Here is a 22,660-nt window from a genome sequence, read left to right as displayed (position 1 = left end):
CGTTGATAATCAGTAATAAATGCCAAAAACAGCCGCATTTTGCTTTCTGCGCGGCTGTTTTTCTTATTGCTTATTAACCTGTCAGCTTTATTTTATCTTCCCGGTTTAGGGCTTCCAATTGGCCCGTTCCTTCTTGCCCAATCGCGGACAGGTATAACAATAGGAGCGGCCTTGTCGTAAATATTGCAGGCAACAGACATTTTTGATCGCAAGTCTCTTCGAAGGCTCCAGCGGATGATCAATCATCCGCACCCTGACATGAAGCGGATTCTTGGGCAGACCAAAAACATCAGCTTCCAGACCATTTTGCACCACCTGTTCATCAGCGGCAAATTGACGCAAGAGAGCCTCCTCGTCTTGATACGTATTATGGATATTCTCCCTGTAGTTTTGCAGAGCCGTTGGCAACTGCCCCCACAACATGCTTACATGCAACCCGGAAGCTTTGGACAAACACTCCATAAGGGGACGTGCAGTCTGACTGTAAAAACGTCTTAATTCTGCTTCAAGCCAGACCGTTCTTTCCTCCGAATCCTTCGGAGCGAGAATGACATTCATTTTCTCAAGTTGAAAAGCAATTCGTGTATATCCGGTTTCCTTCATCAAATGTATACTCAGATTGGCTAGCGAGAAATTCGGAGCTGCATCATGGACGGATAAGGTATATTGCAGCGCAGCTGCCACATCACCGAACCAACTGGTGAAGTAGGCTGCGGCAACCGCTAGATCCTGTCCCTCGATTAACTGTTGATAGGCGGACAAAAAGCTTCTCATTGCCTCCGGATCAACAATAGATTCTCCACATAGCGATGCCACGGGTACACCATTCAGTTCCTGTACAAGATTAAAGTGCTTGCCCAGTTCCTCACAAATCCGGTCATTCATCATTCGCCGAACAAACGATTCAGGTCATCCAGCATGGAAGTAGCCGCATTGGGTCCATACCCGCCAAACCACGAATCTGAAGCCACCTGGAATACCTGATTATTTTTAACAGCCTTCATGTTTTTCCAAATCCCCAAGGTCTGCAGATTGTTATAGATTTCTTCATTATCATTAATAAGGATAATATAATCCGGATCGATTTCTGGCAGCTTTTCATTAGACAACACTTCATAGCGACTTTCAGCGCTTGTCACTGGGAAAACAGCCGGTCTGGAGAAACCGAAATCATCATAAAGCCACTTGTAGTCCATGTCTCCGTAATACCGAATATCATTTCTTATCCGCAATACCATCAGTGTCTTACCCTCTGCTTTGGCGTGAACCTTCTGGATCGCCTCAGCTTTATGCGTTTCATAGGTATTTATCACTTCTTCTGCCTTTTCGTTCAGACCAAAGGCCGCCGCGGTAGCTCGAAATGCCGTCTGCCAATCTGGTGCCACATATCCATTCTCAAGCATGGCCGTTGGAGCAATTTTGGCATAATTCTCGAATTGCTCTTTGCTGTTCGTATCTGTCACAATCAGATCTGGTCCAAGAGAGAGCATTTTCTCTGCACTGACCTTACCTTGATCACCGATGATAGCCACATCACTCAAGAATGGCTTCAAATATAACGGAAAATCTTCGTTCTGTGATTTCACCGTAGCTTTTGGTGTCATGCCAAGTGCAATTAGGTGATCCGTTAAATATGTCACTGTAGAAGCAATGTTTTCTGGCTTTTGCGGTAATGTCTGCTCACCATTTGTATCCTTAAATGTAAATGTGGCATCTTGGGACTCATCCGATGCCGCTTGTTCCTGTTTCGTCGGTTCTGCCTCAGACGAACCTGACTTCTCTTTGTTGCCACAGGCCACAATTAATAATAACACCGCAAGCAAAACTGCTGTTAAAGTGAAATAGCGTAGATTTCGTTGTTTCATGTTCTACAAATCCCCTTAGTCATTCGTTATTCTTTTATTTTGTTTTCTGCGATTCTCTCATTTTTCATTACACGTGTGCTTGTAATCCAGCCCTTTTCATTTCTTAGATTCATAAAAAACAAACTCCCATGCTGGGGAAGACGTATGAACGCCTTGCAGTTCGCCCTATCCAACGAAGCGGGAATAGACTCCCATCTTGCGGTTCTCCAATTATGATCATCCACGCACCAATAAAGATTGGCTTCTAGGACAGGAAGGCATGAATCATACCGAACGACAAACCAACCGTCCTCGTGCTTCTCCTCACATATTTCAATAAGCGCAGGTTTCACTTTAACGATGCTGTCCGCAAAAGCGAAGACCTCCTCGCATGCCCATGCCTCCTTATAAGAATGCCCGAGACCCGGGTGAAGGCTTAGTCTGCTGTTGTTAGGATGGCACTCCAGATGCTGTTCATAAGACTTATTAAATATGCTCAACGGAAAATGGGTATCATTACTACCGTTAAGCCATAACATCGGCAAGCGGCTTTCAGACAGATAAGTGGATGGATCCCACAATAGACGAATACGTTCTGCCTCTGCCTCCGGCATCGATGCAAAGCTAAGCCCATAATAGGAACCCGGTTCATGCAGATACCCACAGCCATAAACGGGCATGGCAAAAGAAAGCCTGGTGTCTAACCCCGCAACCAAACTTGTGATGATGCCTCCCCATGAAATTCCTGTTATACCTATACACTGCTTGTCTACACCCTGAAAAGAGCGGAGCAATGAATGAGCCAATATTACAGCGGCTACGGCATGATACATCCATTGATCTTCAACAGGCTGTTCGTAATCTGCAAATACACCCTGTTTCTCGGGGCCACTCCATGAATGTGAAGGCCATTCCATCCGTTCGGTGTGCTCCTCATCCCCGAATGGAACATGCCCTTCCAGATCCACGGCTATCGCAGCATACCCTCGTGCCATCCATTCTTTCAACCAACTGCTAAAAGCTGTTCCCGCACCACCGTGAACCAGAATCACCGCGGGAACTACCTCGTAAGGAGAGACCGGACGCGGAATGCCGTAGTAGGCAAATATGCGAGTAGCCCGACCTTTATATGACACACCCTCATAGAAGCAGGCATGTACGCCGGTATGTTGATCTTCTGAAACCGGGTATAATCGAGGTACTTCAAACAATTGCTCCAGATTCCAAGGCGGCTTTCCAGAAATGGAATATCACCTCTTCTTTACACTGATAATGATTTTCTTTCTCAATACGTATCATATCATTCATTGCTTCCGCTAAACATGGATATTTAAACGGAGTGAACTGGACTTTAGTCAGCCAAATAACCGCATAAAATAGGACAGCGCCCGATCATGCGACCATGCTGAATACTCAAACAATTTTTCTGTCCCCACCTCGTACACATGTCCATGCCGAACTGCTGTCAAACGATGCCACTGTTCGCTGGCCTGAAGCGCCTTCCATTCCCGGGCCGCCTGCTGTGTGGAATCTACCATGATAATCAGCATATCTGCGTCATATTTTTCCAGAGCTTCTTTAGTCACCGCTTCAAAAACATTGATGTCATCGAGACGATGCGTAGCTGCCAATCTAAAATCATCATAAAGGACCGCGCCAGCATTGCGTTTGCCATATATCCGATATTCCGAATCCGTGATACGCCATATGTTGACGGTAGCTCCACCGATGTTACGTCTTACTTTGCGGTAGACAGCTTCCGCCTTGCCATCGTATTCAGACAGCCACGTCTCCGCCTCCGCCCGATGCTCCATGACTTCTGCAATCATTCGAAGCTGCTCGCGCCAGTCTGCGGATAACCAAGGGATGGCAACTGTCGGCGCAATCTGTTCCAGCTCTTTTCGCGCCCTCTCGGCCAGAATGTCAGTGCAGAAAATAAGCTCCGGCTCCGACGCACGCAATTGATCCACATTTTCTTGCCAGATCTGCCCTTCCCCCAGCTCATAAGAGTGTAGGCGGGTCATTCGGTTGTATAATTCATGATTTGGATAAAAGGCAGCAGCTTTCGGAAGCAGCCCAAGTGCCAGTAAACTGCCCGAGATTGGATCAGAGACACTTGCGATACTATATCTGCGGCTTTTGACAAACGCGTTAGGCGAAAGCCCCATCTTCTGTTTGAATCTGCGGCTAAAATAAAATTCATCTTCATAGCCCACTCGAACCGCTGTCTCTTTTACACCGTCGCCTGACAAAAGGAGCTCCTTGGCCCGTTTCATTCTGACCTCCACCAGATAGGCCGTTGGAGTCTTTCCTATATATTGTTGAAATGCCCATGAAAAATACCCTGGACTCAGGCCTGCAAGCTTGGCCAATTCATCTCGTTTTAAATCATGATCCAGATGTTCATTCATATAATCGGCAACACGGGCAATCGCAGAAGCGGTAGACTCAACGCTTTCCGGCTTGGCCTCCGCTTCAACAAGTAAAGTCATCAGACCGTATAATGCTGCCTGTCTATTGAAGTGTTCCTCGTCACCAGCGACGTCCAGTTGAAGCAATCGATCACAAGAGAGCGCGAGTTGTTGCGGGTCTTTGCACCAAAACAAACCCTCCATGAAAGCATGGGTAGCGATCATCTCCTGTTCTCCGCCATATTCGTATACTTCGAAACGGACCATACAGCCTTTTAACGCCTGCTCATCTGCCGCCAGCTTGAACCTCTGTCCAGGAGCCAGCAAATAGACTTCCCCTTCGTTCAATCGGGATATGTGTTCGTTCGATACTAAAGTTCCTGAGCCACTTGTACAAAGAATAGCGAAGTGTTCCGCTGTCGCAGCATGAACCATTTCTCCATTCCAGGACACTTCAAACGAATCGATACTGCTATATTTAAGCATCTTGCCTGCCTTTTTTTCATTGACCTTCATGGTAACCCTACTTTCTCCCTCAGCATGATGTCCATTGATTGAATTTGTTCGAATACCTTAATGATAATGATTTTCAACCAAGATACAAACGGAAAAATGTAAAAGACGAATAATAGCCTTTCGCTCTCTATCTTGCTGTTTGAAAGAAGCTCTTTGGATTATGCAAATGCTCAAAACAAAAAAAGCCGGTATCTGATGTAACAACAGATACCGGCAAAATCGCTGCACGACTGCAGCTTTTTTATCGGAAAAAGAAACCCTTAAAATCGGGTGGAAACCCCGTAAAATTACATTACGCTTGAATGCTTTGAACCAATTCAACGACTTGTTCAGCCGTTTGCATATCGAGTGCTTTGGCAGCAAGTTCTTGCATGTCTGCACGGGACAGCTTAGTGATCTGACTGCGAGCTGGCAGAATAGATGTTGCGCTCATGCTGAACTCATCCAGTCCGAGACCGAGCAGCAATGGAATTGCTGTTTCGTCTCCGGCCATCTCACCACACATGCCAACCCATTTGCCTTCACGATGCGCTGCATCGATAACCATTTTAACCAAACGCAAAATGGCTGGGTTGTAAGGTTGGTAAAGATATGCCACTCGTTCGTTCATACGGTCAGCAGCCATCGTGTATTGAATCAGATCGTTCGTTCCGATACTGAAGAAATCCACTTCTTTGGCAAATTGATCCGCTAGAACTGCAGTCGAAGGAATTTCGACCATGATTCCGAGTTGAATGCTGTCAGAAACAGCAATACCTTCAGCAACCAGCTTCTCTTTCTCTTCGAGCAAGACAGCTTTCGCTTCACGGAATTCACCAAGTGTTGCGATCATTGGGAACATGACACGCAGGTTACCATGTACGCTTGCACGCAACAATGCACGCAATTGAGTACGGAAAATGTCCAGACGGTCCAGACACAGACGAACTGCGCGGAAACCGAGGAATGGATTCATTTCTTTTGGCAGATCCAGGTATGGAAGCTCTTTGTCTCCACCGATGTCGAGTGTACGAACAACGACAGGTTTACCTTCCATTTTTTCCAGTACCGCTTTGTAAGCATTATACTGAATGTCTTCGGAAGGAAGCTTGTCTCTGCCCATGTAAAGGAACTCGGTACGGTACAGGCCTACAGCCTCACCGCCGTTTTCCAGAACACCCGTTACATCATTCGGTGTACCAATGTTGGCTGCCAGTTCCACATGAACGTTGTCCACCGTTACCGTTGGCTCATCACGCAGTTTTCTCCACTCGGCACGTTGTGCATCGTATTGCTCCTGTTTGGAACGATACTCAGCAATAACATCATCCGTTGGATTAACCAGCACATGACCGTCCAAGCCGTCAACGATAATCATGTCGCCTTGTTTCGCTTGAGCCAGAATGTCCTTGGTTCCAACGACAGCCGGGATTTCAAGCGAACGAGCCATGATCGCAGAGTGAGAAGTACGTCCACCAATATTGGTTGCGAAACCTTTAACATATTGACGGTTCAGTTGAGCCGTGTCGGATGGCGTAAGATCCTCCGCAAGCACGATCACTTCTTCACTGATCTCAGCCGGACTCATGAATTCGATACCAAGCAAGTGATTTAGCACACGTTTGGTTACATCACGCATATCCGCAGCACGTTCCTGCAGGTAGGCACTCTTCATGTTTTCGAACATTTCGATAAATTGCGTTGCTGTTTCGTTCAATGCGAATTCCGCATTAATCTTATCATCTGCAATTTTCGCTTTAACCGGATCAATCAGTTCCGGGTCATTTAGAATGAGCAAATGCGAAGCAAAAATCTCAGCTTTTTTCTCGCCAAGCTCTTGTAAAGTACGCTCTTTGATCGCCTCAAGCTCAGCCTGGGACTTGCCCAGAGCTGAGTCGAGTTTCGCGATCTCTGCGTCAACGTCGTTGATTTCGCGTTTTTCTACAGAGTAGTTGGGATGCTCCAAGATAAACGCCTTGGCGATAGCAATACCCGCCGAAGCCGCGATCCCAGAAACATTAAGCATTAATTTCGCCCAGCCCTTCGTTAACCATAACGTCTGTCAGAGCTTGAAGAGCTTCAGCTTCTCCTTCGCCTTCAACGATAATGCTGATGGTGTCGCCTTGTTCCAGACCCAGGGAAAGCACACCCAGGATGGATTTCAAAGTTACTTTTTTACCGTTAGCTTCTGCAAAGGATTCTGCACCTTTGAATTTGTTTGCTGTATTAACCAGGGCTGTCGCCGGACGTGCGTGGATACCATCTTCGTCTGTAATTCTGAATGTTTGTTGCATTACAATCATCTCACTTTCAATAATTTAGTTTAGGCATTGCATATATTTACACTTGCTTGCCATCGTCGTAACACTTCTTATTTTATCTCAATAATCGGCTGATCGCCAATTTTCAGTAACCCACTTTTCGTAAGCGTCACTGTCGAGCCTTCTGGCAGGTTGGTGAAAATGACCGGAGAGATGATTGACGGAGCGTTAGCTTTCACATACTTCAAATCCACTTCCATAATCGGCTGTCCTGCCGATACCAGGTCGCCTTCCTGCACGAGCACGTTAAAGCCCTGACCTTTCAGCTTCACCGTGTTGACACCTATATGAACAAGTACTTCCTTGCCTCCATCAGACATAATGCCCACGGCATGTTTGCTTGGAAATACGTTAAACACCTTACCATATACAGGAGAAGTAATCTTGCCATCATGAGGTAGAACAGCAAAACCATCGCCTGTCATTTTCTCAGCAAAGACCGGATCAGGAACGTTTGTGATATCCATCAATTCGCCGTTAACTGGCATAACGATGTCTTCCGCAATAATACGTTCGCCTTCTTCACCTTGCGCCTTTTCCTGTTCAGGAGCTGGCTTAGCCACAGCTGCTGGAGCTGGTGCCGGTGTCCGTCCTGCAATGATATCCTGCATTTGAGATTTAATCGTATCTGAACGTGTACCGAAGATGGCTTGTACATTATTACCCACTTCAAGTACGCCAGATGCACCCAATTGTTTCAAACGATCTTTATTTACACTGGATTTCTCATTTACTTCAATTCGCAAACGAGTAATGCAGGCATCCAGATGTTTGATATTTTCTTGTCCGCCGAAGGCAGCAAGAATATTGTGAGGCAGATCATCCGTTGAACCTGAGCCTGCACCACCCGAAGCTGTTTCAGGGGTTGCCTCTTCACGACCTGGTGTTTTGAGGTTGAATTTGCGAATGATCAATCGGAATCCGAAATAGTAGATCACTGCAAGAATCAAACCTACGATGATAACATCCCACCAAGGCGTGCGGTTCGGGATAATCCCGAAGATCAGGAAGTCAATGAATCCACCGGAGAATGTCATCCCGATTTTGACTCCAAGAATTTGCATCGTCATGAAAGACAAACCAGCAAAGATACAGTGTACTGCAAACAGGATTGGCGCTACAAACAGGAATGAAAACTCAAGTGGTTCTGTAATCCCTGTGAGGAACGAAGTCAGCGCAGCTGAACCCATGATCCCTGCAACATACTTTTTGTGCTCCGGTCTTGCTTCATGGTACATCGCAAGCGCTGCAGCTGGCAAACCGAACATCATGAACGGGAATTTACCAACTTGGAACGTTCCCGCTGTGAGATTCACACCATCTCGCAGTTGATTGAAGAAGATTTGCTGGTCTCCACGAATGACATCTCCAGCTTTGTTCACATATTCACCGAACTCAAACCAGAATGGTGAATAGAAAATGTGATGCAGACCGAACGGAATAAGTGACCGTTCTACTACTCCGAAAATGAACGCCGATAATGTCGGACTTGTATCTACCATGAAGTGAGATACAGCATTGAGACCATTTTGAATCGGAGGCCAGATGATCACCAGAAGCAGCCCGATTAAGAGGGAAACGACTGAAGTGATAATTGGGACAAATCGTTTACCTGCAAAGAAACCGAGGTAAGACGGCAGTTCGATTTTGAAAAATCGATTGTAACATAGCGCGGCGGTAATACCAATGATAATACCTCCGAACACACCTGTACTCAATGTAGGGATACCCAAGATGCTGGCATAGCCCGGTACTTCGCCGATCATGGCTGGCGTAACACCAACAGCCGTACCCAGAGTCACGTTCATGACCAAGTAACCGATGATGGCCGCAAGACCTGCGACACCTTCGCCTCCGGCCAGCCCGACGGCTACACCGACAGCGAACAGCAATGCCAGATTATCAAATACGATCTGACCCGCATTCATCATAATCGTCGCGATTGAGCTTACCCATGGGGTATCTAGCGCTGTTGCATACTGCAGAAAATCTGGATTCACAAGCATGTTACCAATCCCTAGCAATAAACCTGCCGCTGGCAAGATTGCTACAGGTAACATAAGAGCTTTACCTACTCTTTGCAATACACCAAAAAGCTTTTTAAACATTGCGTCGTATCCACCCTTTCTTTTAAATTTTTATGTTGTGATGCAAGCAAGGGAAAACAAAAAAGGCACGAGTTAACAAAGCAAATTGGTCCAACCTTCGGGTATAGCATACCCGGTATACGGTAAGAACAATCACGCTCTAGATAACTCATGCCTGATCGAATCAGTAACACGTCGTTTGTGTTTATTCAGTTGCTTGATTACGGAGACCATTGTAGCACCACTTCAAAAACGATGCAAGCCTTTACACGAAATTTCTCAAATTAGAGTTCCAGTAGTGGAAATATTTCACTTACTCTCTTCTTCTTTCCTTTGATTCAAGCGCTGCAAATGAATGGTTAGATACCCTACTTCAGCAGGGTATACAGGAAGATTCAACCTTTTTTCCATCACCTTCGTTAGCTTCCATGCAAGCGAGTACATTTCAGGATATTCCAACTTCAACAAGGAATCCAATTTATGGATTTCTTCCACTTTGTCTCCCCGACGGACACGCTCCAAGGCAAATCGAAGATGAGTCAGTAACCGGGAATAATCCAGTGACTCGGTCTCAAAAGAATAATCCAGTTGGGTGGACACCAGGCTCACCAAATCGGTTATCAATTGCGAATGCTCGCGAACTTGGGAAATATTTTGGTTGGTCATGGCACTGTAGATGTGAAGAGCAATAAAACCGATTTCATCCATTCCCAGATCTACACCCAGTTTTTCTTTAATCAAACGAACCGCATATTCACCCATGCGATATTCGTCAGGATAAATTTCACGGGTCTCATATAGAAACGGATTCTGGATAACAATCCCTTGTTCTTTCCGTTTTAATGCAAAAGAAATATGGTCGGTCAACGCGATATGAATATGTTCGTTTAAAGGAACGTCCGTACGTTCTGCAATATACGTAATGACTTCGTTAATAATTTCGATCAATGCTTCATCCACTTGTGGTAAAAGCTGCTTATACTGCTCCTGCTCCTGTTGGTTTCTCAAAATGAACATCTTCTCCACAGCCATCAGTGGAATAATATCATTTGTTTTCCGATTGAAGCCGATGCCTTTACCAATCACGACAACTTCTCCATGTTCAGGATGCTGTGCAATAATTACATTATTATTTAGCGCTTTGGCTACTTGCAGGCTACTCAATATTTGCACCTCTTTTTCACACCATCTTAGGTGTGATTCAGTCACACCCTAGTAAGAAAGAAAAGACATCCGGAAGCGGGCAAACCGCGCCGGACGTCTCGCTTAAAAAGTAACAAAAATTCGCCTTAAGGTCAATAGAGCATGACTGCTTTATAATTCGTTGTCTTACTCGTCAACTCCAGCTTTTTCCACAATCTTATCGATTATAGAGGGAGTCGTTACAGGTTCACTCTGTTGGATAGCAACCGGTGCTGTTGTTCTAGGCTTGGTGAGACCTTTAATTAACTGCTCCACATCAATGCCGGAGACACTTTTGAGCATCTCGGGAGCTGTCGCCATGAGCTCAGTTACATAATTACTTACACGAGTGGCGCCTTCACCCTTCCCTGTGTCCACAACGGTCAGCTTATCAATCGCGGAGATCGGCTCTGCAATTTTACCAGCAAGTTCAGGCAGCATTTTGACAATGATATCGAGCACGGCAGCTTCGCCGAACTTTTGGAACGCCTCGGCCAGTTTTTCTTTCGCTTCTGCTTCAGCCAGACCCCGGAGACGAATGACCTCTGCATCCGCTGTACCTTTGGCGCGTTCAGCATCCGCCATCGCTTGACCTTCAAGACGCTTCTGCTCAGCAGTAGCTTTTGCATGCGTTTCAATGGAGTACTGTACTGCATCGGCTTCACGCATTCTTTTGGCTTTATCCGCTTCGGCAGCCTGCTCCACCGCATAACGATCCGCTTCCGCCTTTTTCTTCACTTCAGCATCATATTGTTTCTCACGTACGATAATTTCTTTCTCTTGCAGATCAATCTCACGTTCTTTACGAACGAGTTCAACTTTCATTTCTTCCTCCACCACGGTTTGTCTCGCACGTGCTTCGTGAATATGGTACGCCTGATCCGCTTCCGCTTTAGCAGTATCCTGATCCCGCTTAAACGTCGCTACTTTCAGTTCCTTCTCTTTTGCAGCTTCAGCGATATTCGTATCACGCAGCAACTCTGCTTTTTGCCCTTGCTCTTCCGCATTGGCCTTCTGAATACGCGCATCCCGCATCGCTTCCGCTTCCGCAATTTCAGCATCCCGCTTGACGGCTGCTATTCTCGGTTTACCGAGGGCATCCAGATAACCTTGTTTGTCACGAACATCTTTGATAGTAAAAGAGACAATTTGCAGTCCCATTTTTTTCAAATCTCTGGCAGCTACACCTTGAACCTCTTGTGCGAAGCGATCGCGGTTACGGTATACTTCTTCCACCGTCATCGTTCCGAGGATGGCCCGCAAATGCCCTTCCAGAACTTCCTGTGCTTCGCCTCTTAACGATTCTACCGGCTTACCGATGAATTGCTCGGCTGCAGTAGCCACATCTTCTACAGAGCTTCCAACCTTGATAATGGCGACACCATCGGCAATGACCGGTACGCCTTGTTCCGTGTATACTTCCGGTGTGGAAACGTCCAGCTTATGGGACAACAGCGAGATAAACTCTGACTGCTGGAACACTGGCAAGATAAATGCGCCGCCTCCACGAACAATTTTAATTTTTCGTCCGGAGTCATCGTCGGAAATATTTTTGCTTCCAAGGAATGAACCCGTAACGATCATGGCTTCATCCGGCCCAACCGTTTTGTATCTCGCCCAGAACGCCAAACCAAGAATCAGAATAACACCGACAACAATTGCAGGAATCAACAAAACATCCATATCCAAATTCAAATCACCCATTCCACATCTCTCCCCTTATTCATATATGACTGCTTGCACTGCTAACGGTTAAACTTCCTTAAACATCTTTAAGTACATCTTCATCCCATTCCGATACACGCAGTACACCTTCGGTTACATCCACAACTACAACACGCGCTCCCGCCGCAATGGGACGATGTTCAAAGCTGGATGCCGTGTGCACCGTATTACCGGCAGCAATCTTGATCATGACTTCACCAAAACCTTTTTCCGGTACCGGAATGGTGATTTCTCCAATTTTCCCGGATAGCTCTTTCATGGAAAACGCAATGGAAACGTCACTGTTACGCATCGGCTTGATATATGCAAAGAATACCAGCATGGCTGCAGCAATACCTATAAGCAGGGATAGTATCAGTGCCGAAATTGCACTTATCGAGCTATAACGTGTCAGCATAATACCGGCTCCGCCAAAGGTGGTTATAGAACCAGCCAGCACAACAGGTTTGAAAAAATCAAGGCCTGGCAATTCAAAGGCCCCGTCCAGCAAGCCATCAATCAAGTCACCTAGCACAAGGCTGACGACTGCAAATATGGCTCCTCCGATTAGACACCCCCAATAGATTGACTCCATTCCCTGTTCCTCCTCTCTTCTGCCGCAATTCCATCCAACTGGGCATTCCTCATGTAAATAAATACGTAGCAAGGTGCCGTTATGTTTCAAAATCTTTCCTCATTTGTATCCTAGACCCGATAATGGTTATTCTCACAGTAATATGGTCCAGTTCCTGGAACATTCTCCAATTCGCTCTTATTCACAACAAAAAACCGCAAATCCCCGTTAAGGAGACGTGCGGTTTCAGATCATATTATTGTGTTTTTATGTTTTATATTTACAGAGAAGCCTTGTAGATGGATACAACATCTTCACGTTGCAATTTTTTGAAGTTACCAAATGGGCCGAAGAGCATGGCTTTGTCAGCCATCACTTCGATTTGGCTGTCATCGATATCATAATCAGCCAGACGGTTAGGCGCACCAATGGATGTCCAGAATTTGCTCAACGCATCAATGCCTTCTTCAGCAATCTGTTTGTCCGATTTACCTTCAGGATTAACTTCGAACACATTGATCGCCAGACGTTTGAAACGATCCACATTTACGTCCACATTATGCTTCATCCAATGCGGGAACAGAATCGCGAGCCCTCCGCCATGAGGAATATCATACACTGCGGATACCGCGTGTTCAATATTGTGAGTAGCCCAGTCACCAGCGAGACCCATGTTCAGTACGCCGTTCAATGCCATCGTTCCGCAGTACAGAATCGTTTCACGCAGTTCATAGTTCTCCAGGTCTTCAACCAGACGAGGCGCTGCATCCATAACTGTGCGCAGAATCGTCTCACAGAACCCGAGCTGAACCGGTGTGTTGGCATCCAGATGGAAGTAATGCTCCAGTACGTGGGACATCATATCAACCATGCCATAAACCGTTTGGTCCAGAGGAACGGTATATGTATTTACCGGATCAAGGATCGAGAACGCAGGGAACGAATACGCACTGCCCCAGCCCAACTTCTCCTGTGTATCCTGATTCGTAATAACCGAACCGGAGTTCATTTCCGAACCAGTTGCAGCCATTGTCAGCACGGTACCGAGCGGAAGAGCATCTTGTGCAACGGCTTTGCGCTGAGCAAAGTCCCACATGTCGCCGTCATACTTGGCACCTACGGCAATTGCTTTTGCACAATCCAGTACACTGCCGCCGCCTACAGCGAGGATCAGGTCGATGTTGTTCGTTTTGCAGAGGTCTACACCTTTGTGCACCGTCGAGAGACGTGGGTTCGGTTCTACACCAGCCAGCTCCGTAACTTCAGCTCCTACTTCCTTCAGCAAACCGATCACCTGATCGTACAAACCGCTGCGTTTGATACTGCCGCCACCATATACAAGCAGAACCCGTTTGCCGTATTTCGGCACTTCAGTTTTCAGTGCTTCCAGCTGACCTTTACCGAAAATCAATCGGGTTGGATTATAAAATTGAAAAGATCTCATATCTATGTCGCCTCCAATGGAGATTCATATTTTAGTGCAACTCCCATTATAGTACCCCGATTATAGAAAAACAAATCGATAGTCACTCACTTTATAGCAACCCGTTGATTTGCAAGTGTGCACGGAACATTTCACTGGTTGAAGGCAGGCTTTCCTTATCCACCCATGTCTCAGACGACCATAATCCCGCTTGTTTAAACGCTCGTGGACAATGAATGAAGCATTCTTCCACATCCACAATGACAGCTGCCCCAATGGTTTTACCGCTCCAGCCCATACTCGCGATAAATTCCTCATCTTTGGTAATTGAAGCCTTCCCATTAATGCGCAGCACTTCGTCCATACCTGGAATCAGAAAGATCATGCCAACTCCTGGGTTGGACAAAATGTTTAATAACGAGTCAATTCGGCGATTGCCTGGACGTTCAGGATAGACAAGCCGATAGGGATCTATTACTTTTACAAATCCTGCTCCATCTCCCCTGGGAGATGCGTCACTCTTTCCTTCGCGATCGGAAGTGGAGAGGAAAAATAAAGGAGACAGCGATATAAAATTTTGAACATGTGAATCTACAAATGAAATTGCCTTGTTACGTACATGTTCGTGAGGTTCACCCACCATATTTTGCAATTCCTCGGCATCGGTAACCAATGGTAAATTCAAAGCCTTTTTTTTCATTTTCGTATCCCCTTTTTTATAAAATGATAAGGAGCACCCATGACTTCTTTTCTTCTAAACATTATACATGTGTACATCGTAAAGAAGTATTTTTCCGTTTCATTTTATCCCTCTGTCCGAATATGCTGCCATATGGATTATTAAACAAACCAAAACACCAGCCCTTGTATGACTGGTGTTTTGGTTTCTTGTAACAGATGTTTATTCAGTGTATCCCATGCTGGTCACGAAACGTCGGAAGGCTTGACGTCCTGCCTCATCATATTTGTACACACCTGCATGCTCCAGAATCTCCGCGAATTTCAAGCCCACTTCCTGTTGCACAAGCGCGACGGCTTGCTCCTTGTTCAGGTTTGGACCGAAACGTTCGATCAATTCTTCTGCCCAGCCCAGATGTTTGTTCAACACATGTTCGGAAGTTTTGGCCGCCTCAGCAAGTTTGGTATCCCCAGCGAGAATCTCCGCGATGCTGTCCAGCTCTTCTTTCAAACGACCTGGCAGGATTGCAAGCCCCATCACTTCGATGAGTCCAATGTTCTCCTTCTTCAGATGATGCATTTCACGGTGCGGGTGGAAAATCCCTTCGGGATGTTCATCATTCGTACGATTGTTTCGCAGAACAAGGTCCATCTCGTATCCTCCGTCCGCACTGCGACGTACGATTGGGGTAACCGTGCTATGTGGAACCTGCTCTCCGTCCACCTCACTAAATGCCTGGATCTCGACCGTAGAATCACTGTACACCTTCCACGCTTCATAAACAGCGTTCCCCGCTTCGAGCAACTCAGCCGGATCCTGTGATGCCAGTCGCAATACGGACATTGGCCATTTCACAAGACTAAGCGTAAGTCCCGGTGAACCAGCGTGGCGGAATACCGCCTCTGGCTTCGCATTTTGAATGGCAAAGGTATGACGCCCACCCTGGAAGTGGTCATGAGTCAGGATGGAGCCGCCAACGATGGGCAGATCGGCATTGGAACCAATAAAGTAATGCGGATACTCCCCCACGAAAGCCAGCAGCCTGCGCAGCGTATCTTTGGTTAATTTCATCGGCACATGATCGTGATGGAAAATAATGCAGTGCTCGTTGTAGTACACGTATGGCGAGTATTGGAAGAACCAAGGTTCGCTGTTCAATTCCAATGGAATGACACGCAGGTTTTGACGGGCCGGGTGGTTGACCCGACCGGCATAGCCCACATTTTCACGACAGAGTTGGCATTTCGGATATACCGGAGGCGGAAGCAGCTTGGCCATCGCAATTTCCTTCGGACTTTTCTCCGGCTTGGAGAGGTTGATCGTAATCTCCATGTCTCCATAAGCTGTATCCTGTGTCCAATACACATTCTTGGAGATGCGGTCCATCCGAATGTAATTGGAATGAATCGAAAGCTCATAAAATTGGGAGGTAGCCGCCTCGATGCCTTCAGTCTGCTCTGTATGACGGAATGCGCGTACCACCTCGGATGGACGGGCCATCAATTGACCCATAATTTTCGCATCGAGCAAATCGCGGTACGTATCCGTATTTTCAGGTATAAGTCCAATCTCAAATCCATAATCAATCAGCGTATCCAGCAATGGTTGGGGTCCATCTAGCACCATCTCGTTTAATACTCCAGCATACGGCTCGGAGAACCCAAACTGTTCCAGTAGTAGATTACGGCTGTAATCCCGATCCGCTTCTTCAATCAATTTGTTCTGCAAGGCAAATGCTACCAGACGTTCAATGGCATGCAGTGCTTCCTGCTGCTCCGGTGTCCGCTCTGTGGCGCCTGCTGCAATATGAGTCTGTGACATATCGATGTTCGCCTCCTAGTTTTTTCCGTAGCCGTCAGGGTGGGACTGATGCCAGCTCCATGCACTTTGAATGACATCTTCAAGATTCGTCCATTTCGGATTCCAGCCCAGTACGGATCTTGCTTTGGCAGACGAAGCCACCAGTACAGCTGGATCACCCGCACGACGTGGTTCCTGTACAACCGGAATATCCAGTCCGGTTACTTTCTTGGCCGTCTCAATAACCTGTTTAACAGAGAAACCTTGACCGTTGCCCAGGTTGAACACGTTGCTGTTCTCTCCTTTACGGAGATAGTCTACGGCCCGCAGATGCGCATCCGCCAGATCACTTACGTGGATGTAATCACGTACACAGGTTCCGTCTTCGGTCGCGTAGTCATCACCGAACACGGCGATGTGTGGACGTTGTTTCAATGCCGTTTGCAGTACGAGTGGAATAAGGTGGCTCTCCGGCTGGTGATCTTCACCGATTTTGCCGCTATCATGGGCTCCGGCAGCATTGAAGTAACGAAGGGAGACGTATTTGATTTCTTGTACTTTATCGAACCAGGACATCATGCGCTCCATCATCAGCTTGGTTTCACCATATACATTCGTAGGCTCTGTGCGGTCGCTCTCTTCAATTGGCACTTTCTCCGGCTCGCCATAAGTAGCAGCCGTGGAGGAGAAGACGATGCGACGTACATTCGCTGCATTCATCGCTTCCAGCAGGCACAATGTGCCAAACACGTTGTTGTCATAGTATTTCACAGGATCTTTCATACTCTCGCCAACCAGTGAGTTCGCTGCAAAGTGGATGACTGCGTCAATGGAATTCTCAGCGAACAGCTTCGCCAGAAGTTCCTTGTCACGCAGATCACCTTCATACAATTTTCCGCCCAGCAGAGCTTCACGATGCCCTGTCTGCAAGTTATCCAGTACAACGACCTCTTCGCCACGCTCCAACAAAGCCGCTACCGTATGAGAACCAATATAACCTGCTCCACCTGTCACCAAAATTGCCATCTTACTTCGCCTCCTTCAATTCTTTAACGCCGTCGCCTACTCCGCATACATAGAAATCGCCTTTGAGACTGGTACGTGCTTCATATGCCGCTCCAACTTCGCTTACAAAACGCTCTACATCGTCCTCATGCACAAGGGAAACTGTGCAGCCGCCGAATCCTGCTCCGGTCATGCGTGCACCCAGAGTGCCTGGAATTCGTTGAGCTTCTTCAACCATCACGTCCAGCTCTTCGCAACTCACTTCATATAGATAACGAAGCGATTCATGAGAAGCATTCATCAGCTTGCCGAAGGTTTCCAGATCGTTATCACGCAGTGCATCCACCGATGCAAGTACACGTGCATTCTCTTCCACGACGTGCTGGGCACGCTGTCTTACCTTCTCATCCTTGATATGATCCTGCAGTGTAACGAATTGTTCAGGTGTAAGTTGCGCCAGATAGTTCAGTGCAGGCAATTGTTCTTTCAAAATGGCAAGTGCCTGTTCACATTGGGAGCGACGTTCGTTGTAAGCCGAGTCCACCAATCCCCGACGTTTGTTCGTGTTACCAATGACCAGCTTGTAGGCGCCGGTACGGAATGGCACTTTTTCATATTCAAGGGTGTCACACATCAGCAGGATCGCATGATCCTCTGCTCCATTAGCTACAGCGAACTGATCCATGATGCCACAGTTGACGCCAACGAATTCGTTCTCTGCCTTTTGGGACAGCAGCGCCAGTTGAACCGTATCAATATCCTTAACACCTTCAAGTGACTGGATGGCATACACAGTAAGTACCTCCAGCGATGCGGAAGAGGAAAGTCCTGCGCCGTTCGGAATTTCTCCATGATAGAGGAAGTCATAACCTTTGGTTACTTTTACGCCTTTGCCTTGCAGTTCAACCATGACGCCTACCGGGTAATCCGTCCATTCACCTGTTTTCTCTTTGCCAATGGAGGACGTATCCAGCGTTCCTTCATAGGACATATTCGTGGAAGCCAACTGCAACTCGTTGTCCTCACGCTCACGGATAATCAAAGTGGTACCGAATTCAAGCGCTGCCGGAAGCACGTACCCCCCGTTATAGTCAATGTGCTCACCGATCAGATTCACCCGCCCAGGGGCATGGAATACACGGATGTCCGCTCCACTCTCTCCGTACTTGTCAATAAACTTTTGTTTCAATTCATTTATGTTCATTGCTGCTGCACCCCATCTCAATGTTGTTGGATTTCTTAATGTTATTATACAAGAAGGCGGTTCCTCTTGAAATGCAACCATGTGTGTTCCATATGGATAAATGTGACCTTTCAACGTATAATGAATGGAACATCCAGGAAGGAAAGGAATGTCATCATGACTGAACAACGTAAGGAAGCTTCAAAAACGGGTGCAACGGGGGATCCGATAAAACATATTTCGGAAACCTCTGGCAAAAGTGGAGCACTCAGCTACTCGGTTGCCTCCAATCCTGTTTATTATGAAAAGGGGGCATTGCATGTCCTCTTTGCAGGCGCAAGCCAGACCCTTCCCGGTCACGCCCTTGGCCCTAAGCTATACGATTATTATCTATTGCACTATGTAGAAAAAGGAGCCGGTACGTTCCGTACTGAACTACATACCTACGAACTATCCGCAGGAGACTGTTTTCTCATTCAACCGGGACAGCTTGTAAGCTATCAATCCCATGCACGAAATCCCTGGCAATACCGCTGGATGGCCTTTACCGGCAGCCAGGCTGCGAAGCATATAGAGGAAGCAGGTTTCCGTCCGGAGAAATCCGTCTTTCATGCCGGTCCTTCCTGCGGTATTTCCGATTGGTTATCCGTGATGCAGACGGCTTTTGCCGAGCGGAAAGAAAGCTCTCATTTTACATCGCTGGGTACGTTATATATGATTCTAGCCGAAGCACAAAATCACCTTTCTCAGGGTCAAACCTTAATACCAGGTGAATCCTCGATACGACGAACTGTAAAACAGATGATTCAATACATGTCTACCCAATATGCCTACCCTGTCTCGATTGAGCAAATGTCAGCCAGTCTTGGCTATAACCGTGCGTACCTGTCCCGCATTTTCAAACAGGAAACAGGGCTATCACCAGTTACCTACCTGCTTAAACTGAGAATCGATAAATCGCGTCAGCTGCTGCGGGAACGCCCGGATCTGTCCATCGAACAGGTATCCGCCTCCGTGGGCTTGCCAGATGCGCTGTATTTCTCCAAACAGTTCAAACGGTTCCACGGGGAAGCCCCTAGTCTGTACCGGGAAAACATCCTTAATAGGTCCTTGCATCAAGCGACACGCCAAGTACCACCGAACCAGCGGTAACCCTGTAATCAAAAGTAGGATCTCCTATCCCATAGGTCTGCATAATAAGGAACAAAAAAGGTGCATCCCGCCATTATGGCTAAGATGCACCTTTTGAACTTTATTTATGATCCGGTTCTGGACGGAGAATCGATTCAATGCGCTCCAATTCGTCTGAGGAGAATTCCAACTGGCTGAGAGCAGCCACATTCTCTTCAATCTGCGAAGGACGACTTGCACCAATCAGCGCAGAAGTTACCTTGCCATCACGCAATACCCAAGCCAGAGCAAATTGGGCCAGACTCTGACCACGCGATGCTGCAATCTGGTTCAGAGCACGCACTTTGCGCAATGTCTCTGGCGAGATGTTGTTTTCATTCAAGAATACAGACGGGCCCTTGGCACGTGAATCTTCTGGAATGCCATTCAGATATTTATTGGTGAGCACGCCTTGTGCCAATGGACAAAAAGCGATGCTGCCTGTTCCATACTCATCAAGTACATCCTGTAGGCCATCCTCAATCCAGCGATCCAGCATGGAATATTTGGGTTGATGAATCAACAGAGGAGTACCCAGGCCTTTGAGAATCTCGGCCGCCTGCTTCGTCTGTTCTGCAGGATAGTTGGAGATGCCGACATACAATGCTTTGCCGGAACGAACAATATGGTCCAGCGCCATCATCGTTTCTTCCAGAGGTGTTTCGGGGTCATAACGATGAGAATAAAAGATGTCTACGTAATCGAGACCCATGCGCTTCAAGCTCTGATTGAGACTGGAAACCAGGTTTTTACGAGAACCCCACTCACCATAAGGTCCAGGCCACATATAGTACCCGGCTTTGGTCGAGATGACGAGTTCATCTCGATATGGCTTCAGATCCTGTGCCAATACCTGACCGAATAACTGCTCTGCTGAACCTGCCGGCGGACCATAATTGTTGGCAAGATCAAAATGCGTAATGCCCAGATCAAACGAACGGGTGATCATATTACGGCCGTTCTCCGCATTATTAATGCCACCAAAATTATGCCATAACCCAAGTGAAATCGCTGGCAGTTTCAAACCTGAACGTCCAACGCGGTTGTATTTCATTGTTTCGTAGCGTGCATCGCTGGCTACGTAGACCATCATGAATCCCTTCTTTCCCCAGGTTCCGCCTCTAGTACCCGGTCCGTATGCCGGAGAATGCGGTTATTCGAACATTGTTGACTTACGTTTAACCAAGAAGCTGGTCCACCTTATTCATTACCTCACCAATAGGGTCTGTAATCAGCAAATCAGCCTGCCTGTCGTAAGCCGTAGGTGTAGCATTAAGCAAGACCGTGTGTTTCCCTTGAAAATACGTAATCAATTGAGCGGCAGGATACACCGTTAATGAAGTTCCACCTACCAGCAGCAAATCCGCCGAGGACAGTACATCAACCGAACGATATAATATCGTCTGGTCCAGTTCTTCTTCATACAGCACAACATCCGGCTTGATCACGCCACCACACGCAGTGCAACGAGGAACCGTATCTTTTGCCGTAATAATGTCATCCAACCCGTAAAACCTCTTGCAATCCATACAGGCGTTTCGATGGATCGAACCATGAAGCTCCAGGACATTGCTGCTGCCTGCCTTCTGGTGCAACCCGTCGATATTTTGTGTGATAACTGCCTGAAGTTTTCCTTCCTGCTCCAATCTGGCGAGCAGTCGATGGCAGCCATTGGGCATCGCATCGGGATGTAGCATTTTACCTCGATAAAAATCATAAAAAATATCCGCATGCTGGTCAAAAAAATGTCGGCTCAGCAGCTCTTCCGGTGGATAGGGTGAATGCTGCTCTGTCTGGTATAAACCAGCGGCAGAGCGGAAGTCGGGAATCCCGCTTTCCGTTGAAGTTCCGGCCCCTCCGAAAAAAACAATATTTGAACTTTCCTTAATCCAGGCAGCCAGTTGTTCTGTTGCGTTCATCCTCTCTCCTCCTTTACGAGATCACCCCTGTGAGGAACGTTCAGAGATGATTTTTAACTCATCATAATTTTGGATAATGACATCGGCGTCATATAAATAGTGGCTTCCCTCGACTTCTGGACAGAAGCCAATCCTACAGGACACTCCTGCGTTACGTCCCATCTGCATATCTCCATTGCTGTCACCGATCACAACAGCCTCTTCAGGAAGAATATGTAATTCCCGGCAAGCGAGAACCGCAGCCTCTCCATCCGGTTTGCCCCGAGTCACCCGGTCACTGCCAACAATCGATGTAAAATATGACCGGATGCCCATCCACTCTAGATGTTCCTCGGCAGCAGCTGTGCTGTCCGAAGTGACCACTGCCATCGGAATCGATGCTTCCTGACAGCTCTGCAAAAATGCATTTAATCCTGGCAGCGATTCAGCCATTTTTCTCTGCCGTACCTCATCCATGGCGACACTGGAAAAATGGCGAATCGTAGTGATTGCTTCGTTCCACGGCATGCCTGCGGCATACAACTGCCCAGCAAGCAAACCGTTGCTCTCGTCCACCGTGGCAATAGCTAAAGGCCCTTGAAGATCATATCCGATCAGCTGACCTTCGCGATTGCGGACCGTACCGAGAACTTGCTCACGCTCTACCGTGAACGAGGCACCAAGCTCTGACAGCTGTGATTCCAACTGATTCAGCAAAGACTCCGCCCAGGGTCCCCATAGCTGTAAGAAATCCAGCAGCGTTCCATCCTTATCAAAAAGAATGCCTCGGCAGGTAACTTGCTTACCACGGATTTGCAGCATGGACATACGTATCACCTCCAGTTTCCGTCTGCTATGGATTAGTCCCTTTCACCGTTGAACTT

The 22,660-nt window shown here is 47.2% G+C and carries 19 protein-coding genes; 1 reads left to right on the top strand and 18 read right to left on the bottom strand.

Annotated elements, in window-relative coordinates:
* Positions 1 to 105 precede the first annotated feature (105 nt).
* The 15 genes from MHB84_RS19765 to MHB84_RS19695 all read right to left on the bottom strand — a co-directional run bounded on the left by MHB84_RS19765 (position 106) and on the right by MHB84_RS19695 (position 18,729).
* On the bottom strand, positions 106 to 885 hold the full coding sequence (locus MHB84_RS19765) for a hypothetical protein (RefSeq protein ID WP_143764541.1): 780 nt from the start codon (positions 883 to 885) through the stop codon (positions 106 to 108).
* Positions 885 to 1,865, bottom strand: a complete 981-nt coding sequence (locus MHB84_RS19760; RefSeq protein ID WP_076287790.1) for an ABC transporter substrate-binding protein — start codon at positions 1,863 to 1,865, stop codon at positions 885 to 887. Before MHB84_RS19760 ends, MHB84_RS19765 begins: the two co-directional genes overlap by 1 nt.
* 26 nt (positions 1,866 to 1,891) lie before the next feature.
* Positions 1,892 to 3,055, bottom strand: coding sequence for an alpha/beta hydrolase family protein (locus tag MHB84_RS19755; protein ID WP_076287789.1), 1,164 nt, complete (start codon positions 3,053 to 3,055; stop codon positions 1,892 to 1,894).
* Between the two features lie 144 nt (positions 3,056 to 3,199).
* Positions 3,200 to 4,771 (bottom strand): AraC family transcriptional regulator, encoded by a 1,572-nt coding sequence (locus tag MHB84_RS19750; protein ID WP_076287788.1) that lies wholly within the window; start codon positions 4,769 to 4,771, stop codon positions 3,200 to 3,202.
* Positions 4,772 to 5,063: 292 nt separating this feature from the next.
* The gene (gene ptsP, locus MHB84_RS19745; protein ID WP_076287787.1) at positions 5,064 to 6,776 is read right to left on the bottom strand and encodes a phosphoenolpyruvate--protein phosphotransferase; all 1,713 of its coding nucleotides are present in this window, start codon (positions 6,774 to 6,776) and stop codon (positions 5,064 to 5,066) included.
* Positions 6,769 to 7,044 (bottom strand): HPr family phosphocarrier protein, encoded by a 276-nt coding sequence (locus MHB84_RS19740; RefSeq protein WP_036617010.1) that lies wholly within the window; start codon positions 7,042 to 7,044, stop codon positions 6,769 to 6,771. Before MHB84_RS19740 ends, ptsP begins: the two co-directional genes overlap by 8 nt.
* A gap of 77 nt (positions 7,045 to 7,121) precedes the next feature.
* Positions 7,122 to 9,179 (bottom strand): glucose-specific PTS transporter subunit IIBC, encoded by a 2,058-nt coding sequence (gene ptsG, locus MHB84_RS19735; RefSeq protein WP_076287786.1) that lies wholly within the window; start codon positions 9,177 to 9,179, stop codon positions 7,122 to 7,124.
* 288 nt (positions 9,180 to 9,467) lie between these two features.
* Positions 9,468 to 10,322: a glucose PTS transporter transcription antiterminator GlcT gene (glcT, locus tag MHB84_RS19730; RefSeq protein ID WP_063566872.1), complete on the bottom strand. Its 855-nt coding sequence runs from the start codon at positions 10,320 to 10,322 to the stop codon at positions 9,468 to 9,470.
* A 165-nt stretch (positions 10,323 to 10,487) separates the two neighbouring features.
* Complete coding sequence (locus tag MHB84_RS19725; protein ID WP_076287785.1) at positions 10,488 to 12,044, bottom strand: flotillin family protein; 1,557 nt, start codon at positions 12,042 to 12,044, stop codon at positions 10,488 to 10,490.
* A gap of 58 nt (positions 12,045 to 12,102) precedes the next feature.
* Complete coding sequence (locus MHB84_RS19720) at positions 12,103 to 12,639, bottom strand: protease (RefSeq protein WP_063566870.1); 537 nt, start codon at positions 12,637 to 12,639, stop codon at positions 12,103 to 12,105.
* Positions 12,640 to 12,898: 259 nt separating this feature from the next.
* Positions 12,899 to 14,062 (bottom strand): iron-containing alcohol dehydrogenase, encoded by a 1,164-nt coding sequence (locus MHB84_RS19715; RefSeq protein ID WP_076287784.1) that lies wholly within the window; start codon positions 14,060 to 14,062, stop codon positions 12,899 to 12,901.
* A gap of 91 nt (positions 14,063 to 14,153) precedes the next feature.
* Positions 14,154 to 14,741, bottom strand: a complete 588-nt coding sequence (locus MHB84_RS19710) for an MSMEG_1061 family FMN-dependent PPOX-type flavoprotein (protein WP_076287783.1) — start codon at positions 14,739 to 14,741, stop codon at positions 14,154 to 14,156.
* A gap of 201 nt (positions 14,742 to 14,942) precedes the next feature.
* Positions 14,943 to 16,541, bottom strand: a complete 1,599-nt coding sequence (locus tag MHB84_RS19705) for a UDP-glucose--hexose-1-phosphate uridylyltransferase (RefSeq protein ID WP_076287782.1) — start codon at positions 16,539 to 16,541, stop codon at positions 14,943 to 14,945.
* A 15-nt stretch (positions 16,542 to 16,556) separates the two neighbouring features.
* Positions 16,557 to 17,546: a UDP-glucose 4-epimerase GalE gene (gene galE / locus MHB84_RS19700; protein WP_064635876.1), complete on the bottom strand. Its 990-nt coding sequence runs from the start codon at positions 17,544 to 17,546 to the stop codon at positions 16,557 to 16,559.
* Position 17,547: 1 nt separating this feature from the next.
* On the bottom strand, positions 17,548 to 18,729 hold the full coding sequence (locus tag MHB84_RS19695; protein ID WP_076287781.1) for a galactokinase: 1,182 nt from the start codon (positions 18,727 to 18,729) through the stop codon (positions 17,548 to 17,550).
* 156 nt (positions 18,730 to 18,885) lie between these two features.
* Between MHB84_RS19695 and MHB84_RS19690 the strand changes: the two genes are divergently transcribed.
* A complete protein-coding gene (locus MHB84_RS19690) occupies positions 18,886 to 19,860 on the top strand; it encodes an AraC family transcriptional regulator (RefSeq protein ID WP_256716734.1) in 975 nt (324 codons plus the stop codon).
* Positions 19,861 to 19,960: 100 nt separating this feature from the next.
* On the opposite strand, the gene mgrA is transcribed toward MHB84_RS19690, so the two are convergent.
* The 3 genes from mgrA to MHB84_RS19675 all read right to left on the bottom strand — a co-directional run bounded on the left by mgrA (position 19,961) and on the right by MHB84_RS19675 (position 22,604).
* Positions 19,961 to 20,968 (bottom strand): L-glyceraldehyde 3-phosphate reductase, encoded by a 1,008-nt coding sequence (gene mgrA, locus MHB84_RS19685; protein WP_076287780.1) that lies wholly within the window; start codon positions 20,966 to 20,968, stop codon positions 19,961 to 19,963.
* A gap of 88 nt (positions 20,969 to 21,056) precedes the next feature.
* Complete coding sequence (locus MHB84_RS19680) at positions 21,057 to 21,797, bottom strand: NAD-dependent protein deacylase (RefSeq protein WP_076287779.1); 741 nt, start codon at positions 21,795 to 21,797, stop codon at positions 21,057 to 21,059.
* A gap of 21 nt (positions 21,798 to 21,818) precedes the next feature.
* Positions 21,819 to 22,604 carry an HAD family hydrolase gene (locus MHB84_RS19675; protein WP_076287778.1) on the bottom strand — a complete coding sequence of 262 codons (786 nt, stop codon included), beginning with the start codon at positions 22,602 to 22,604 and terminating at the stop codon, positions 21,819 to 21,821.
* Between the last annotated feature and the right edge of the window lie 56 nt (positions 22,605 to 22,660).

It is taken from the genome of Paenibacillus sp. FSL F4-0087, from assembly GCF_038020215.1.
In the GTDB taxonomy this organism is placed as follows: Bacteria; Bacillota; Bacilli; order Paenibacillales; family Paenibacillaceae; genus Paenibacillus; species Paenibacillus taichungensis.
Note: the sequence above shows the minus strand (reverse complement) of the source record. Positions and strands in the feature narration are given on the sequence as shown.